This window comes from Rufibacter sp. JT20002, from assembly GCF_056491185.1.
This window is the reverse complement of sequence record NZ_JBSZJY010000003.1, coordinates 197,118-213,409: the sequence shown is the minus strand read 5'-3', so window position 1 is coordinate 213,409 and position 16,292 is coordinate 197,118. Positions and strand designations below refer to the sequence as shown.

Sequence of the window (16,292 nt, the reverse complement as noted above, 5' to 3'; positions counted from 1 at the left end):
ATCTCAACAAAAGGCTTCCAATTAATAGGCCTTTTCAATACAACACATTCCCCTGCAAAGAAGTGCTTTACAAGGTCCCTGCCTGAGCAAGCGACTCACAACTCCAACGGAGGGTATCTTCCAACGGACGGAACGTTATGCCAGTTGCCGCCTTTACTTTTGAATTGGAATAAAAGTGTTCTTCTTTTGCAATTCTGGCTGTTTCTTTGGTAATCAACGGTTTTGTACCCGTTAATTTACCACGTACACTTTCTACTCTCCAAACAATCTCTGCCACCCAGGAGGGTACCTTAAGGTAAGGCGCTTTTTTACCCATCAAAGTGGCTATTCTCTGAAAAAAATCTTGGTAGGAAGTCTGATGCCCATTAATAATAAAGCGTTCTCCCCAATGGTTTCCGTTCATCAACCGCCACATGGCCTCCACTACATCCCGCACATCTACGAAGTTAACATACCCATGAGTATAGAAGGCACGCTCCTCAGAAATATATTTGAAGAGCTGGGTGCTGCTGCGGTCCAGATCACCCGGGGCCAAGATAACCGAAGGGTTTACAATTACTGCCTGCAATCCCTCAGAGATCCCTCTCCAAACTTCCATCTCGGCATAATGTTTAGAGAAAGCATAGACTGACCTTTCAGCCGCCGGGTCCCACTTCACATCCTCATGGATCATCTTTTCAGACTTCTTCCTGTTGATGGCCGCAATGGAACTGACATGACACAAACGCACTCCAGGTTTAGTTAAACAAGCATCTACTATATTGGTGGTCCCGTCCACATTTATCTGCTGAAGCAGTGCTGCATCTTGGGGAGCATAAGAAACAAAACCAGCGCAGTGATACACCTGCTCTACCTGCTGCACCAACGACCTCACTAAAAGAGGATCTAGAATATCACCTTCTACCCAGTGCAGATTAGGATGTGTTAACCCCGAAACAGTTTGCCTATAGATAGCCGTGACAGTGCACCCCTCCTCCAGCAGACGCTGCAAAAGAAAATGGCCTAAAAGGCCACTACCACCGGTTACTAGTACATGTTTCAAAGAGGTCTTTTTATTAAATCTTAAAGAGTTGCATTTAGAAGCGGAAGCTTTAAGGCTTCCTGGAACAAAGGCTCTGCCACAACTCTTTCCAGCACTTTGATGTGTTTCATGGAATGGGTATCTGTTCCAAGAAACTCTACTGCTTTTCTTTTGATCAGCTGCCGAGCCACTTCCTTGGCTTGTTTAGAATAATATCCGGTTAATGAATTAGTGTTAATCTGGAACAACACGCCCGTTTCTCTTAAGGATAACAGCGCTTCCACACGTCCATAAAAATAGGTATACCGTTCTGGATGGGCCAACACCGGCGTATACCCGGCAGCCTGGGTAGCAAAGATTACCTGACGTAAATGAGGAGGTTCGTTCATATAAGAAGTCTCTATTAGAAGAAACTTACGATCTCCTCCAAAAGTCAAGAGTTCTTCCCCCGCCTGTACTTTGGAGAAAAACCATTCATCCAAGTAATACTCTGCCGCACAAGAAAGCTCTATCTGAAAACCCCGCAGATTGGCTGCTATCTGAAGTTCTTGCAGCTTTTCTCTAATAGTGGCAGGGGTGTTCTTGTAGAAGTCACCCATAATATGGGGAGTCATACAAAGCTTCTTGAACCCCATTTTGTGAAGAGCCTCAAGAAGCTGCATAGAATCTTCCAAAGTAGCTGCTCCATCATCTAGCCCTGGCAGTAGATGCGAGTGCATATCCGCCTGAAGATCAACAAAAGAAGAGGTAGCCGGTTCATCCTTACCCCAGAGTTTCCGAAAACTACCCCACATTCCGCCTATTTAAAAATAGATTTCAATTTGTTTCCAACAGATGGTTTTTCTTCCTCATCATAATACCCCTGCCCATAGCCGTATCCATAGCCGTATCCATAACCGTAGCCGTAACCATACATATTGGCTCCGCTTACATCATTTAAAATCGCAGCCATGTTAGACAAGTGATTTGTACGTACCAACTTGTCAATACCCTTTAAGAAGGTCTTTTTAGAATAATTGGCCCGAACTATGTAAAGAGGAACATCCGCTTTCCGCATGATTAAAACTCCGTCTGTTACTAACCCGACCGGTGGGCTATCGATCAGTATTAAATCATAGATTTGATGCAATTCTTCTAGAACATTATCAAACCTATTACCCATGATCAATTCGGATGGGTTTGGAGGCGTAGGTCCAGCAGAAATAAAATCTAAGTCAGGAATGGAAGTTCTTTGAACACTTTCTGTCACTGAGTGCTTATCAATCAAGATAGTACTCATCCCCTTACTATTATCTCCATCCAAGGCTATATGCACCTTCGGCTTCCGCATATCTAAGTCCAGGATTACCACCTTTAACCCAGACATAGCGATAATACCACCTAAATTTACCGCCACGAAAGTCTTTCCTTCACCACTTATGGTAGAAGTAACTGAGATAATCCTTTTCTTCTTGGAGGCACTCATAAACTCCAAGTTCGTTCTTATAGAACGAATGGATTCACTTAGAGCAGATTTAGGATTCTGATTCACCACCAACTTAGAGAAGGGCATCTTTTGCTTGTCATAAGAAGGTACCACTCCAAGGACAGGAATGGAAGTATTACGCTCCAACTCCCGCACATTAGTAACGGTATCATGCATCAAATACCTAGTAGCAATCAAACCAACTCCTAGAAACAAACCACCTGCAATTCCAATGGCGTAAATAATAAGCCTATTAGGAGAAATTGGACTCGACTCGTCAGGGAGGTTCGCTGGGGATAATATTTGAAAGTCAGGGGTAGTACCAGCCATAGCAATACCATACTCCACCCTTCTGTTTAAAATTTGGGTGAAGAAGCTTTCATACAAACCAAAGATCCGCTCTAACCGTGCCCGTTCTGTTTCCTTTGAAGGAGCCTGCAAGATCTTACCGGTAAGTTCAGCCTGATTTCTATCAATATTTTCAATCTTTGTCTGAACCAATCCTCTGCTGCTAGCTAAAATTCCAGCAATTCTTCTTTGAGAAAAATTTAGTTGTTCTTCAAGAAGGTTGTCAGCTGTAGTGTTTCCTCTACTTGTCAATCTTCTGGTTCTCAACCGAGCTTGCAGATCGCTAAGTTCTGTTAGTTGCTCCGCTAACTCAGGATCTTGGTTTTCCTGCCCCTGAAGACCGGTTACAATCATGCCTAAATCTTCATTCTTCTGAACCTTTGCTTGAATGGTGTTCAGGAGGGACAGTTGAAACCTAAGTTCCAGTTTTTCTTTCTCCAACTCTTGCACTTGGACTAAAGCTTCCTGTAGATTAGACTTGATATCATAAGACTTGTTTTGCCTTACAAACCTTTCAATATCATTCTCTGCTTTCCTAAGGCTATCCTCCGTTTCTTTTAACTGGTCGTTTAAGAAATTAAGCGTTTGTCTACTAGCTTGATTACTTCGCTCAAGTTTATGCTGCAGGTAGACAGCATCTATATTATTTACAATATCGTGTGCTTTGTATCTGTTGAAATCTTTGAAGGCAATCTGAATAGTTTTTGACTCTGGATTAAGGATTGCCGTAGTCAGATTATTATCAATGTACCCTTTTAGATACTGGTCACTGTGCACAATAAAATAATAGGTCTCTCCTACATTAGCACTGGTAAAGGAAGGGGAAGTATTAATAGTGATTCCATTACCAGAGACAGTAAAAGGCACACCTATTGACTGTGAGGATGAGCTTCCTTCTTTGTCTACAGATACTTCAAGCTTACTTGGGGAGCTAAATTTGACATATATCTTCTGATCATACAAGTTGAAGCTGGTAGTATCATACGTAACCAGAAAGGGGCTATTTTTGTAAAGCTCGGCATCTAAAACACGGGCTTCAACATAGTAACTTACCTGCAAAGGCATCGTTTTCTTCAGTCTTTCATATACTATGTTAGACTTTATCAAATCAACTTCTCCCTGGAGTTTGCCAATGCCTGATTCTACCTTCAAGCCATTGTTCTCCAATCCAAGCACACCCGCCTCAGACTGTTCATCTAACTTGATGATGGACGAAGACTCGTATACTTTTTTAGTATATCTTAAATATAGATAAGAGGCAGAAACACCTAACAAAACAAGCAATATAACCCAAGGAATGCTGCGCTTTACTACATGCAGAAGCGTGACAAAGTCAATACTTGCCCCTCCGTCATCTTCTTCATCTTCAACATTACCCAAACGATGATCTAGCTCATCCAGATCATTGGCTGCCTTTACACTCATGAAATTAGTTATTCTGTAATTATATTCCTGATAACAATATAAGAGGTGAGCACATTAGAAAGGGCCCCTACAACTGTTAACACATCCCGCAAAGATTCATTGAACACTCTTCTGACAGGCTCCACATAGATCACATCGTTAGGTTGAACCCTAAGGCTTGCCTTCTGTAATCCTGCAATGGTTGACAAGTCAATCACATGAACAATAGGTTTAGCGGAGGAGACATCCCTGATCAATCTGATATTTTGAGCTTTCCCATTCTCAGGAATACCACCTGCTAATGCCAGCACTTCTACTACATTGATATTTTCATTCGATAATGGAATGACACTACCACCCGTTGCACCCAAGACCACTACTCTTCTACTGATTACCTGTGAATAAACATAGGTGTCTCTATAATAAGTTTCAAAACGGCTTTGGAACAGACTATCAGCTTGCGACACAGTTAATCCCTGTACCGGAATAAATCCGATCATAGGCACCTTCACTTCACCATTAGGCAATACGGTATATTCCTGTCTCTCTTGCTGATTTCCTTGCTGCGCCGCAATATTTCCACCATTTCTGCCGCTACCTTGGGTTAATTCCTGTCGTAAAAAGTTGTTTGGATCAACCAGAATCTCTCCTTTGTTTGTGTAAATCCGAATGTTTAATACATCATTGGGTTGAATCTTGTAGTTCCGGCCAGCCTCAATCATAGAAGCCCGCAGAAGATCAGCATTTACATCGCCATCTGTTCTGAACATGACGTTTTGCCGGTACACATTACAGGAACTCAATTGTGAGACCCCAACTAAAAGGAACAGATAGAATAACGATTTGCGAAAGGCAAAAGACATACTTAGTAAAAGACTCTTGATTTAAATTTTATTTCCACACATGACTAATGCCATGCACAGACAAAGCCAATCACAAAGTAAGGCAAAAGTAACGGCTACGCCAAAATCTGGAATTGCGGAATAAGTCTAATCCGAAAACTTGCTACAAGACTACATAAAATATAGTCTTTTGAAATAGTCATATTACCTCACAAGCCCAGTTTTGTTTAAAAACACCCCCTCCATTGTTTTTAACAAGAATTCTAAAGAAAAAACTTTATTTATTAAAAGCTTCATAGAAGCAGCAAACAAGAATAGCTAACATACGTTAGGCAGGAACCAGTTTTATTGTTACTTTTATAAAAATTAGACCTAAAGCTAACCTATACCTTTATGCAGCTTACCTATAACGAGAACCAGCAGATGATTGCTGACATGATTCGTGATTTTGGCGCTAAGTCCATAAAACCAGACATGATGAAGTGGGATGAGTCTCAAGAGTTTCCTATTGAGGTTTTCAAACAATTAGGTGAACTGGGGCTTATGGGCGTTTTAGTTCCTCAGGAATATGGTGGCTCCGGCTTCGGGTACCTGGAATATGTGACCGCCATTGCCGAGTTGTCTAAGATAGATGGCTCCATTGGTTTGTCTATGGCCGCCCATAACTCTTTGTGCACCGGCCATATTCTCCAGTTTGGAAGTGAGGAGCAAAAAAGAAAATGGCTGCCTAAATTAGCCACCGCTGAGTGGATTGGAGCCTGGGGCCTTACAGAACCAAACACTGGGTCAGATGCAGGTAACATGCGTACAGTGGCAGTAAGAGATGGAGACCATTGGATTCTGAATGGAGCCAAAAACTTTATCACGCATGGTAAATCAAGTAACATTGCGGTGATAATTGCCAGAACTGGCGAGGTGGGAGACTCCCATGGAATGACGGCCTTTGTGATTGAGAAGCCAACTCAAGGCTTCACTGCCGGTCGGAAGGAAGATAAGTTAGGCATGCGTGCTTCAGAAACAACTGAACTGATCTTTGAAGATTGCCGAGTACCTCATGAGAATATCTTGGGCGAGGTAGGAGAAGGCTTTATCCAGTCAATGAAAGTGCTGGACGGTGGTCGTATTTCCATCGCTGCCCTTAGTTTAGGCATTGCCCAAGGAGCGTATGAAGCAGCCTTGGCTTACGCAAAAGAGCGCCAACAATTCAACAAACCCATTGCCCAGTTTCAGGGAGTTGCTTTTAAGTTGGCTGATATGGCCACTGAAATTGAAGCGGCGGCTCTCCTGACGTATAGGGCGGCAGATTTGAAAAACCGGGGCGAAAACGTAAACAAGGAATCTGCTATGGCAAAGCTTTACGCCTCAGAAGTAAGCGTACGGGCAGCCAACGAGGCGCTACAAATCTTCGGGGGCTACGGGTACACGAAAGACTATCCTGCAGAAAAATACTACCGTGACGCCAAGCTTTGCACCATTGGTGAGGGAACTTCAGAAATTCAGAAACTTGTTATCTCAAGAGCAGTATTAAAATAATTAGGAATTAGGTATTGACTGTCAGAATATTTGTCAATATCTTTGCACTCCTTAAAACAACTGACTTTAAAATCAATCTATTATATGATCATCATCAACGTAAAGGATAACGAGTCTGTAGACAAAGCCTTAAAAAGATTCAAGAAGAAATTCGAAAGAACTGGAGTATTGAAGCAATTGCGTGCTAGAACTTTCTTCCAGAAGCCTTCTGTAGCAAAAAGAAAGCAGAAAGAGAGAGCTATCTACAAGCAACAATTGTTCGCTAACGACAACTACTAGTCGTTATCCCTTAGAATTTACGTGGTAATTCCATAAATTAGTGCGTACTGCTCTCCAGCAGCTACAGACTAGTTTATGGAATTATTTTTTAAGTACCTTCAGTACGAGAAGCGGTTCAGCCCACACACCATTATCTCTTATAAAACTGACCTTCAACAATTTAAAGAATACATAGAGGAGGTGTATGAATTGAACTCCATAGAGGTGGCCGACCATGGTATTATCAGATCTTGGGTGGTTACGCTGGTCCAAAAGGAGTTGGATAGCCGCACCATCCACCGGAAGATTGCCTCTCTTCGCTCCTACTTTAAATTTCTGGTGCAGCGCGGTCTGTTGGAAAATAATCCTACGGTTCGCATAAAAGCACCCAAACTTGCCAAAAAGCTCCCGGCCTTTATTCCGGAAGAAGCCTTTACTCAGCTTCTTGACCAAAGCGAATTCTCTGAAGATTTCAAAGGCCAACGAGAAAGGTTAATTCTGGAACTACTCTATGGCACGGGAATGCGCTTAGCGGAACTCACCAATCTTAAATTAGAGGACATCAACCTCTCGGCCAGCACCTTAAAGGTGTTAGGCAAGGGAAACAAGGAGCGCGTGCTTCCGCTGAACCCATCTTTGGTACAGGCTTTGTCGCTTTACCTGCAAGCCCGAAAGGCTACTTTTCCTAATAACAATTCTTCTTTTCTCTTCGTTACGGATAAAGAGGCTCCCCTCTACCCCAAGTATGTATACCGGGTGGTAACAAAGTATATGGGTTCTGTGTCTACTGCCAGCAAAAACAGTCCGCACGTACTCCGTCATTCGTTTGCTACCCATTTACTTAACAGAGGGGCAGATCTGGGGGCTATCAAAGAGTTGCTGGGTCACTCCAGTTTGGCGGCCACGCAAGTCTACACCCATAATTCTATTGAGAAGCTCAAAGCCGTCTTTGAGAAGGCTCATCCAAAAGCTTAATTCGTAACACCTAAAGAAGTAAACTATGAAACTGCAAATCAGATCTGTACACTTCACCGCAGACCAAAGTCTGTTAGATTTCCTTCAAAGAAAGCTTGACAAGCTGGATACCTATTTTGACAGAATAGTAAGTGGCGAAGTGGTCTTGCGTGTGCTAAAACCAGAATCTCATGACAATAAATTAGTGGAAGTGAAATTGTTTGTACCAGGTGCCACCTTGTTCTGCTCAGAAGAAGCCGGAACCTTTGAGACAGCTACTGACAAAGCAATGGAAGACATGAAAAAGCAGCTGATCAGATACAAAGACAAGTTGACTACTCACTAAATCGTTTATAGCCTGTATAAATAAAAAGAGCCCCAAAAGGGGCTCTTTTTATTTATACAGGCTATAAACTTCCAATTATAAATTGAAGGCAGCTTTTATTTTGTCAACGTAGTCAAGTTTCTCCCAAGTGAAGGTCTCAAACTCTCTGGTTTCAGCTTTCCCGTTTACCTGGTAGGTTACTTTTTTCGCCCCAGACTCTCTACCCATGTGTCCATAGGCAGCAGTCTCAGCGAAAATTGGGTTCTGCAGGCCAAAGCGTTTCACAATGTCATATGGACGCATCTCAAACAACTCATTTACTTTGTTTGCAATCTCGCCGTCAGTCATAATCTCACCGTTGGCGCCTTTCACTTTCGTAGTGCCATAGGTAGTCACATATAAACCTACTGGTTCAGCTACCCCAATTGCGTAAGCTACCTGTACCAAGGCCTGATCTGCCACACCGGCGGCAACCAAGTTTTTGGCGATGTGACGGGCAGCATAGGCAGCAGAACGGTCCACTTTTGAAGAGTCTTTCCCAGAGAAAGCTCCCCCACCGTGGGCACCTTTACCACCATAGGTATCCACGATGATCTTACGACCAGTCAAGCCAGTATCTCCATGCGGACCACCAATCACGAATTTACCTGTTGGATTGATGTGGTACGTAATATCATCAGCAAACAAGTCGGCTGTACGTTGCGGCAATTTGCTTTTTACTCTAGGAAGTAGAATGTTCAGAACATCTTCCTTTATTTTAGCTACCATTTTCTCTTCGGCTTGCTTAGAGGCTGCGCGGTCGTTCGCATCAGAGCTTTCAAACTCATCGTGCTGCGTTGAAATCACGACTGTGTCTATTTTCTCTGGCACGTGCGTATCTGAGTAACGGATCGTTACCTGAGATTTAGCATCCGGACGCAGGTAGGTCATTTCCTTACCTTCTTTCCGCACCGCGGCCAGCTCTTTTAGAAGCAAATGAGAGATCTCAAGCGCCAAAGGCATGTAGCTATCGGTCTCGTTAGTGGCATACCCGAACATCATGCCTTGGTCACCGGCTCCTTGGTCTTCTGGATTCTCCCGCTCAACCCCTTGGTTGATATCGCCAGACTGCTCATGAATGGTAGAAATCACACCGCAGGCCTCTGCATCAAACTTATACTCTGACTTGGTATACCCAATGCGGCGGATTACGTCACGGGCAACTTTCTGCACGTCAACGTAAGCGTCTGATTTTACCTCGCCACTTAGCACCACCAGTCCGGTAGTCACCAAGGTTTCACAAGCAACTTTAGACTGGGGATCCTGCTTCAGAAACTCATCTAGCAGAGCGTCAGATATTTGATCGGCTACTTTATCCGGATGTCCTTCCGATACCGACTCAGATGTAAAGAGATAAGGCATTATCTAAGGTATTATTTCTACAACTTGGCAACCCACCATTTGGGTAACTAGGAACAAATTTAGCTTAATTGGTGAAGATGCAAAAACTTGCTTCACAAATGCGGGATTTCACCTGAAGTTTCTTTTAACCCCAGTCTGCTGATTTTAGACAACTTTCTGTTTTAAACCCTGCTTCCGCAAACGGACTTGTAAACACATTCTCACCATTCACATCAAGTAAAAACCTTTTGTACCTCTACCCGTTTCAAAAACATCTCAGAATCCATATTTATTAATCCTATTCTACTCACCTATGAAAAAACATCTTTGTACGCTCATTATAAGCTTTTTTGCCTTTACCCAAACCTTTGCCCAATCAACTTCTCCTTATAAAACTTCTTTCAAGGTAGATGCGCCTGTTACGGTGGTGGGGGCTGGCCTAAGCGGACTAGGCTTGTACTTGATGCAGCAGAAAGACCCTTTCACGCAGGAAGAAGCTTTAGCTTTGAGAAAAAGCGATGTCAACAGCTTTGATCGTTTCTCAGCAGGCAACCACAGTGAAAGCGCCAAGAAAGTAAGCGATGTGATGTTGTACGGGTCTCTGGCAGCTCCAGCCTTATTGCTTTTTGACTCCAAGATAAACGATAACACCGGCCAGCTACTGGCGCTCTATGTAGAGACGATGTCTGTAACTGGCGCCATCTTCACGCTAAGCTCTGCCGCTTTCCCCAGGGCACGGCCTTTAACGTACAGCCCAGAGGTGGAAATTGGCGAAAAAACCCGGGCAAACTCCCAAAATTCCTTCTTTGCCGGACATACGGCGGCGGTATCTACCGTTTCTTTCTTCACAGCCAAGGTCTTCCATGACTATAACCCAGACTCCCCAGCCCGCCACTTTGTATGGGCCGGAGCAGCTATTGTGCCCGCTGCCGTTGGCTACTTACGACTGGAGGCTGGAAAACACTTCCTCAGTGACAACTTGGTGGGGTACGGAGTTGGTGCAGCCGTTGGTATCTTGGTGCCACAGCTTCATAAGAAAAACACCGGACTATCTATATCACCTAGTGTGATTCCAGTGCTTGGGCAGAACTTAGATGGGGTAAGCCTTCAGTATAAATTCTAATGAACCGTTTGTCTACATCTTACCGGTACGTGTTGGCCCTTGTGGCTTTGATCCAGTTTGCCTCGGCTTCAGTACAGGCGCAAACAACAGAACGCCTGTATCACACCAGTCTGCTGCGTGACGGGTTGATTACGGCCGGAGGAGTAACTATGGCGGTAACAGGTTCCACGCTCCTCACAAACAAAAGGCAACTAACAGAGGCAGACCTGATGGGATTGGATAAGAGCCAGGTAAACAAGTTTGACCGATGGGCCGCAGGCAATTACAGCAAGAAAGCCAAAGATGCCAGCGATGTCTTTTTCTATACCTCCTATGGCCTGCCATTGCTTTTTTTAGCCGATAAAGCCGCCACTCCGCACGCCAAGGACATTTACTTTCTTTATGCTCAAACCGTGTCTCTGGCCGGAGGGGTGTATGCCCTTACCGCCGGGCTCACCAACCGGAAACGACCAAACGTGTACGCCACGGATGCTCCCTTGGATGAACGACTGCACAAGTACGCTGAGAATTCCTTCTTCGCAGGGCACACAGCAGCCACGGCCAGTGTGACGTTCTTCACGGCCAAGGTCTTCCATGACCTTCATCCGGGATCGCCCTGGCGGCCGGTGGTGTGGGGAGCCGCGGCAGCTTTTCCGGCCACGGTGGGCTACTTAAGACTGAGGGCAGGAAAACATTTCCTAAGCGATAACATAGTGGGGTACACCGTAGGGGCCGCCATTGGTATACTGGTTCCAGAACTTCATAAAAGGAGTACCGAAACTAGTTGGAGACTTGTTCCAACCACAGAGCGATTAGCCGGTGACTATATGCAAGGTGTAGGGTTGACCAAACGCTTTTAGTCTATTTCATTTGAAACGCCTCTAAAACAGAAAGGACGTCTTATAAAAGACGTCCTTTCTGTTTTAGAGGCGTTTTCTATTTTGTATCCGTTTTGTTTAAATTAGCTTCAAAAAGCTTCAAGATACGTTTGTACTCGTCGGTCCAGCTGCTTGGCTCCACAAAGCCGTGGTCCTCTATGGGGTAAACGGCTAATTCCCAATTCTCTTTCCTAAGCTCGATCAAGCGCTGCGACAATCGCACAATGTCCTGAAAATGCACGTTGGTGTCTACCATGCCGTGGCACATCAAAAGGGCTCCTTTCAGACCTCCAGCAAAATAGATAGGTGAGCTACGGACATAGGCGAGACTGTCGTCCTGCGGTTCGTTCAGGATGTTGGAGGTATAGCCGTGGTTGTAATGGGCCCAATCGGTGACAGAGCGCAAGGCAGCCCCGGCGGCAAATATATCAGGTTGGGTAAACATGGCCATGAGGGTAATGAACCCACCGTAGGAGCCGCCGTAAATCCCGATTCTTTTAGGGTCAACTTTGTATTTTTCCACCAGCATCTTGGCGCCATCTACGTGGTCACTCAGGTCTTTTCCGCCCATGTGCCGGTAAATGCCGGTGCGCCAATCACGACCATAACCAGCGCTTCCGCGGTAATCGATATCCAGAACCGTGTAGCCTTTGTCTACTAGTAGGTTATGGAACATGTACTCTCTAAAGTAGGTGCTCCACCATTTGTGGGCGTTCTGCAGGTACCCTGCCCCGTGCACGAAGATCACTGCCGGACTAGTTGCGGTTGCGTTCTCCGGACGATATAACCGGGCGTGCACATCGGCTCCATCGGCTGCTTTATAGGTGATCACTTCCGGCTCGCGCCATGGATAGGCATTAAACTCCTGGGTGGTGGAACGGGTAATTTGCACGGGCTTGGCGCCAGGCTTATTGTCCATGAGATACAACTCCCAAGGCTTGTTTGAATAAGAGTACCTGATGGCCAGATGCTTTTCATCCGGAGACATCGTGACCTCATGCGCCCCTGTCATCTTGGTGATTTGCTCCATTTTGCCGCCTTTCAAGGGCATTCGGTAAAAATGCTGCTCTCCGGGGTGTACTTGGTTTGTGCTGAGATACCAGTACTTTTTGTCCTGGCTCATCTGGATACTCTGCACCTCAAACTTACCGCTGGTCAGAGAAGCTTTCTTGCCTGTATTGGCATTCACGGTGTACAAGTGTGCATAGCCACTTTCCTCAGAAAGAAACCACACAGTCTCGTTATCGGGCATCCAACCAATCTCACCGGCGCCGTAGCCATTGATCCAAGCCTCGTCATGCTGCCGATCCAGTGGCTTGATTTCCCTGGTAGCCGGGTTGAAGGCCATGATCCAGCGGTCTTTGTTGTCATGTGACCGGGCTACCAGAACAGCCTTTTTGCCATCCGGCGAATAATACGGCCCAAACATCATCACCCTTCTTGAGTCAGAAGAGGGCGCAGCATTGGGTTGGGAGGTTTTCTGTTTCTCCTGTATATAGGTTGGCCTATCCTGAATACCCGGCAGCGTTTTGAAGGAAATGGCAAACGTAGTGTCAAGTTGCAGGTCATAGAGCGCCAACTCGTAAGTTGCCTGGTCATCTCCTACTTTGGTTCTGGTGGGGATTTCCTCGGTGTAGCCGGTTGCGGTCACATAGTTGGGAACCTGCGCTATTTTGCTGTTAGCGGGCCGGGCTACTAAGCGGTAAGTGATGTAGCGTTCATCGGGGCTCAGGATGATGTTATCTACTGTTTTGTCTTCAATGTAAATCTCCTTGGGCCTGTTTCTGGCAGTTTCTTTCTGAGCCAGACGCTGCTGCCTGCGGTCTTCTTCCCTTTTCTGGATAATCTGCAACAGCTCTGTTTGCTGCTCCCGCAAAAAGCGCTCTTGTTGGTCTTTGGGTTGGTCTGGGTCCGCTGGCTTTCTTCCTTTCCTGAAGTCGGTGAGCTGTCTTACTTGCCCATTGGCCAGGTTCCAGGCGTACAGGTTGCTGTCTTTGATGAACGTTATTTCCTGCTCATCAAAGGCAAAGAAAGGCGCAGACTCGCGCTCCACAGTCTTGGTGATCTGCCGCAGCTTACCGTCTTTTACATCTACCAGAAAGATGTCTCCGCCCCGCTCATATACTCTGCGGGTCCTCTTCTGATTATACACTCCGCCGGGAGTAAATAGCCGTCTACGGGCCACCGCCGATACTTTGTTTGCCTTGGTACCGTTTACGGCCACCGCATACAACGAATCGCGCTTGGCACGTTCAGGGTTCCATTGGAAGTACACCTGCTTACTGTCATCAGACCAATAGATATTGCTGGGAGAAGTCCCTATCCATTGGGCTGGGTCCTGCATGATTTTGTCTACCGTTAGGGTAGGTTTGGTTTGGGCTTGGGCAGACAACAAAGGTATCAGTACCATTGCTACTGCGGCCGATGCTGTTTTAATAAAACGCATTTATGGGCTGTTTTAAGAGGAATGGGTTAAAAATGAAGTAGAGACTAGAAAGCCAAAGAAGGATGTTTCTTGTGGAAAGTGGTAGCGTCTTGGTAGGATTTCGTATAGGCCAGCAACTCTGCTTCGCCAAACAGCTTCCCGATGAAAGTAATGGTGGTGGGCAGGTTGCGGTTATTGAAGCCATTAGGCACTACCACACACGGGTGCCCGGTCAAATTGGTCACTACCAGGTTGCTGCTGGCAAACGAAGGCGATACGTACACATCTACCTTTTGCATCATCTTATGCATTTCCTGGATCAACTGATACCTTACCCGCTGGGTCTGGAGGTACTCCACTGCCGGAATGAACCGGGCACTGAGGAACGTATTGGGCCAAGCGTTTCGGTCCTGGTTCACCATCAAATCTACTTTGCCGTTGCGGGTAATCTCATCAAAAGCCGCCCCTCCTTCCACGGAGATGGTCATGATCAAATCATTTACGGGCATCTTAGGCAATTCAATCGGGATGAGCTCATGGCCAGCTTTGCGCAGCACCTCTAAGGTAGCTTGGTCCTGGGCTTTGGTAGGATAGTCTCGGTCGAAATCGGTTTTCAGGTACCCAATGCGCAGTTTCTTCAAGTCCTGCTTGGCGTCATAGTTAAAAGGAGCATCATACAAGGTTTGGTCCTTTCCGTCTGGTCCATAGATAGCGTTGAACACAATCGCGCAATCTTCCACTGTTCTGGCAATGGGCCCTATCTTGTCCATAGACCAGCTTAAGGCCATGGCGCCATGGCGGCTTACCCTTCCGTAAGTAGGGCGCAAACCGGTAGTACCACAGGCTGTGGAAGGAGAAACAATGGAACCCAAGGTCTCGGTACCAATGGCAAAAGGAAGCAACCCTGCCGCCACCGCCGAGGCAGAACCCGCCGAGGAACCGCTGGAGCCTCTGGTAATATCCCAGGGGGTCTTTGTTTTTCCGCCGTACCACACATCGCCCATCGCCAGTTCGCCCAGGGTCATCTTAGCCACTAGTACCGCCCCTGCTTCTCTCAGCTTTACAACCACGGTGGCATCTTCGTCTATCACCTGATCTTTATAGGGCACCGAGCCCCATGTGGTTTTATAGCCTTTTGTGCTTAACAGGTCCTTTACGCCAAAAGGGATACCATGTAGAAGTCCTTTGTACCGCCCTTTCTTGATCTCGGCATCGGCTTGTTTTGCCTGCTCCAAGGCGAGTTCCTCTGTGAAAGAAGTTACACATTGCAATTTGGGATTGTACTTCTTCAGTCGTTCTATAAAAAATTGCGTCAGCTCCACAGAAGTAATCTTCTTCGTTCTCAGAAGCTCAGCCAGCTCCCTTACCGAATAGAATGCTAGATCTTCTTTGCTAGCCGGGACCTCCACCTTACCCAGAGATGAGGGCTTAAACTTTTCTCTTTCCCGTTCAAAGGTAAACCTTACAGGAATAGGGTTAAACAAAAGCGCTGGTGGTACGCTGTTCTCCAGTTTCACCTCTCTAAGCCGGGTATAGCTGGTGCGCAGGTCGGTGAGTTCAGTAAGGGCTGTATCTAGCTGCGCGTTGGTGAAGGAAAGCCCGAGGAGCTTTTGGGCACTCTGCACCATTGGAACCGTAATCTTCTCCATTTGGGCCTGTTTTCCGAAAAACGCCCCTGAAATAAAGATGAGCACACCGGAAGAAACCAGCGTTAAAACCTTAGTCTTTTGTTTGGACATGCGTAGGGTGAGTTAAAAGCTAATTGGAATCCTAAGTAACTAAAAAAGCCTCAGAATATCTCTGAGGCTTTTTTCAAGGTGATTTTAACAGAACTTATTTCTGATTGATGCTTACACCAATTCTTCTGTAGTTCTCATTAGGAGCAATCTCTCCGTTACCATCAAGTTCCAGAACTAAGGTAACCGGTACATCAGAACTTACACCTGGGTCCAGTACCTGAATCTCAACTTCACCGAAGCTTGAGTTGGCTGGGATCGTCACTTTACCACTAAGAGCAGTATAATGAGTACCTGCCACAGCTGTTGATTCAGAAGTCAGGACTTTGTAGTTAAGTTCTTGGGCGGTGCTTCTTTGCGCACCCACCAGGTTAACTCTTAATTTGAAGGCACCAGTAGTTCTTGTAATGCTTGGTCTGGCAGTTGTTACGGCCGCGCCATACGCTGGTACTCTGGTAAGCAGGGTGTAGTTTTTAGCCACGCCACCTACCACTGATTTGGCATTGTAAGTAGCAGCGTCAAATTCTACAACAGCTTTTTCATAAACGATATCATCGTTCTCTATACAAGAGTTCAGGAAAAATACCGCTAAGGCAAAAATATAAAGTAGGTTCTTCATTT

General features: G+C 45.7%; 14 protein-coding genes. 6 read left to right on the top strand and 8 right to left on the bottom strand.

What is annotated here, in order from left to right; translation table 11 throughout:
* Positions 1-67 precede the first annotated feature (67 nt).
* The 4 genes from ACW9SV_RS14710 to ACW9SV_RS14695 are packed head-to-tail and all read right to left on the bottom strand — an operon-like array spanning position 68 to position 5,008.
* On the bottom strand, positions 68-1,042 hold the full coding sequence (locus ACW9SV_RS14710; protein WP_479557532.1) for an NAD-dependent epimerase/dehydratase family protein: 975 nt from the start codon (positions 1,040-1,042) through the stop codon (positions 68-70).
* A 20-nt stretch (positions 1,043-1,062) separates the two neighbouring features.
* A complete protein-coding gene (locus ACW9SV_RS14705; RefSeq protein ID WP_479557531.1) occupies positions 1,063-1,815 on the bottom strand; it encodes a tyrosine-protein phosphatase in 753 nt (250 codons plus the stop codon).
* A 5-nt stretch (positions 1,816-1,820) separates the two neighbouring features.
* Positions 1,821-4,259 (bottom strand): GumC family protein, encoded by a 2,439-nt coding sequence (locus ACW9SV_RS14700; RefSeq protein WP_479557530.1) that lies wholly within the window; start codon positions 4,257-4,259, stop codon positions 1,821-1,823.
* Between the two features lie 8 nt (positions 4,260-4,267).
* The gene (locus ACW9SV_RS14695) at positions 4,268-5,008 is read right to left on the bottom strand and encodes a polysaccharide biosynthesis/export family protein (RefSeq protein WP_479557529.1); all 741 of its coding nucleotides are present in this window, start codon (positions 5,006-5,008) and stop codon (positions 4,268-4,270) included.
* A 465-nt stretch (positions 5,009-5,473) separates the two neighbouring features.
* On the opposite strand from ACW9SV_RS14695, the gene ACW9SV_RS14690 reads away from it, so the two are divergent.
* From ACW9SV_RS14690 to hpf, 4 genes are all read left to right on the top strand, one after another.
* Positions 5,474-6,613: an acyl-CoA dehydrogenase gene (locus ACW9SV_RS14690; RefSeq protein WP_479557528.1), complete on the top strand. Its 1,140-nt coding sequence runs from the start codon at positions 5,474-5,476 to the stop codon at positions 6,611-6,613.
* 84 nt (positions 6,614-6,697) lie between these two features.
* Positions 6,698-6,892, top strand: a complete 195-nt coding sequence (rpsU, locus tag ACW9SV_RS14685) for a 30S ribosomal protein S21 (RefSeq protein ID WP_149092115.1) — start codon at positions 6,698-6,700, stop codon at positions 6,890-6,892.
* A gap of 75 nt (positions 6,893-6,967) precedes the next feature.
* Positions 6,968-7,846: a tyrosine-type recombinase/integrase gene (locus ACW9SV_RS14680; protein WP_479557527.1), complete on the top strand. Its 879-nt coding sequence runs from the start codon at positions 6,968-6,970 to the stop codon at positions 7,844-7,846.
* A 25-nt stretch (positions 7,847-7,871) separates the two neighbouring features.
* Complete coding sequence (gene hpf / locus ACW9SV_RS14675; RefSeq protein WP_479557526.1) at positions 7,872-8,171, top strand: ribosome hibernation-promoting factor, HPF/YfiA family; 300 nt, start codon at positions 7,872-7,874, stop codon at positions 8,169-8,171.
* A gap of 75 nt (positions 8,172-8,246) precedes the next feature.
* On the opposite strand, the gene metK is transcribed toward hpf, so the two are convergent.
* A complete protein-coding gene (metK, locus tag ACW9SV_RS14670) occupies positions 8,247-9,551 on the bottom strand; it encodes a methionine adenosyltransferase (protein ID WP_479557525.1) in 1,305 nt (434 codons plus the stop codon).
* Positions 9,552-9,843: 292 nt separating this feature from the next.
* Here metK and ACW9SV_RS14665 point away from each other — a divergent pair, with 292 nt between their 5' ends.
* Entirely contained in the window at positions 9,844-10,653 is an 810-nt protein-coding gene (locus tag ACW9SV_RS14665) for a phosphatase PAP2 family protein (protein WP_479557524.1), read from the top strand.
* Positions 10,653-11,492 carry a phosphatase PAP2 family protein gene (locus tag ACW9SV_RS14660; RefSeq protein ID WP_479557523.1) on the top strand — a complete coding sequence of 280 codons (840 nt, stop codon included), beginning with the start codon at positions 10,653-10,655 and terminating at the stop codon, positions 11,490-11,492. Before ACW9SV_RS14665 ends, ACW9SV_RS14660 begins: the two co-directional genes overlap by 1 nt.
* A gap of 76 nt (positions 11,493-11,568) precedes the next feature.
* Here the strand turns inward: ACW9SV_RS14660 and ACW9SV_RS14655 are convergent, their stop codons facing one another.
* The 3 genes from ACW9SV_RS14655 to ACW9SV_RS14645 all read right to left on the bottom strand — a co-directional run bounded on the left by ACW9SV_RS14655 (position 11,569) and on the right by ACW9SV_RS14645 (position 16,290).
* Positions 11,569-13,956, bottom strand: a complete 2,388-nt coding sequence (locus ACW9SV_RS14655; protein ID WP_479557522.1) for a prolyl oligopeptidase family serine peptidase — start codon at positions 13,954-13,956, stop codon at positions 11,569-11,571.
* Between the two features lie 44 nt (positions 13,957-14,000).
* On the bottom strand, positions 14,001-15,674 hold the full coding sequence (locus tag ACW9SV_RS14650) for an amidase (protein ID WP_479557521.1): 1,674 nt from the start codon (positions 15,672-15,674) through the stop codon (positions 14,001-14,003).
* Between the two features lie 94 nt (positions 15,675-15,768).
* A complete protein-coding gene (locus ACW9SV_RS14645) occupies positions 15,769-16,290 on the bottom strand; it encodes a DUF4843 domain-containing protein (RefSeq protein WP_479557520.1) in 522 nt (173 codons plus the stop codon).
* Between the last annotated feature and the right edge of the window lie 2 nt (positions 16,291-16,292).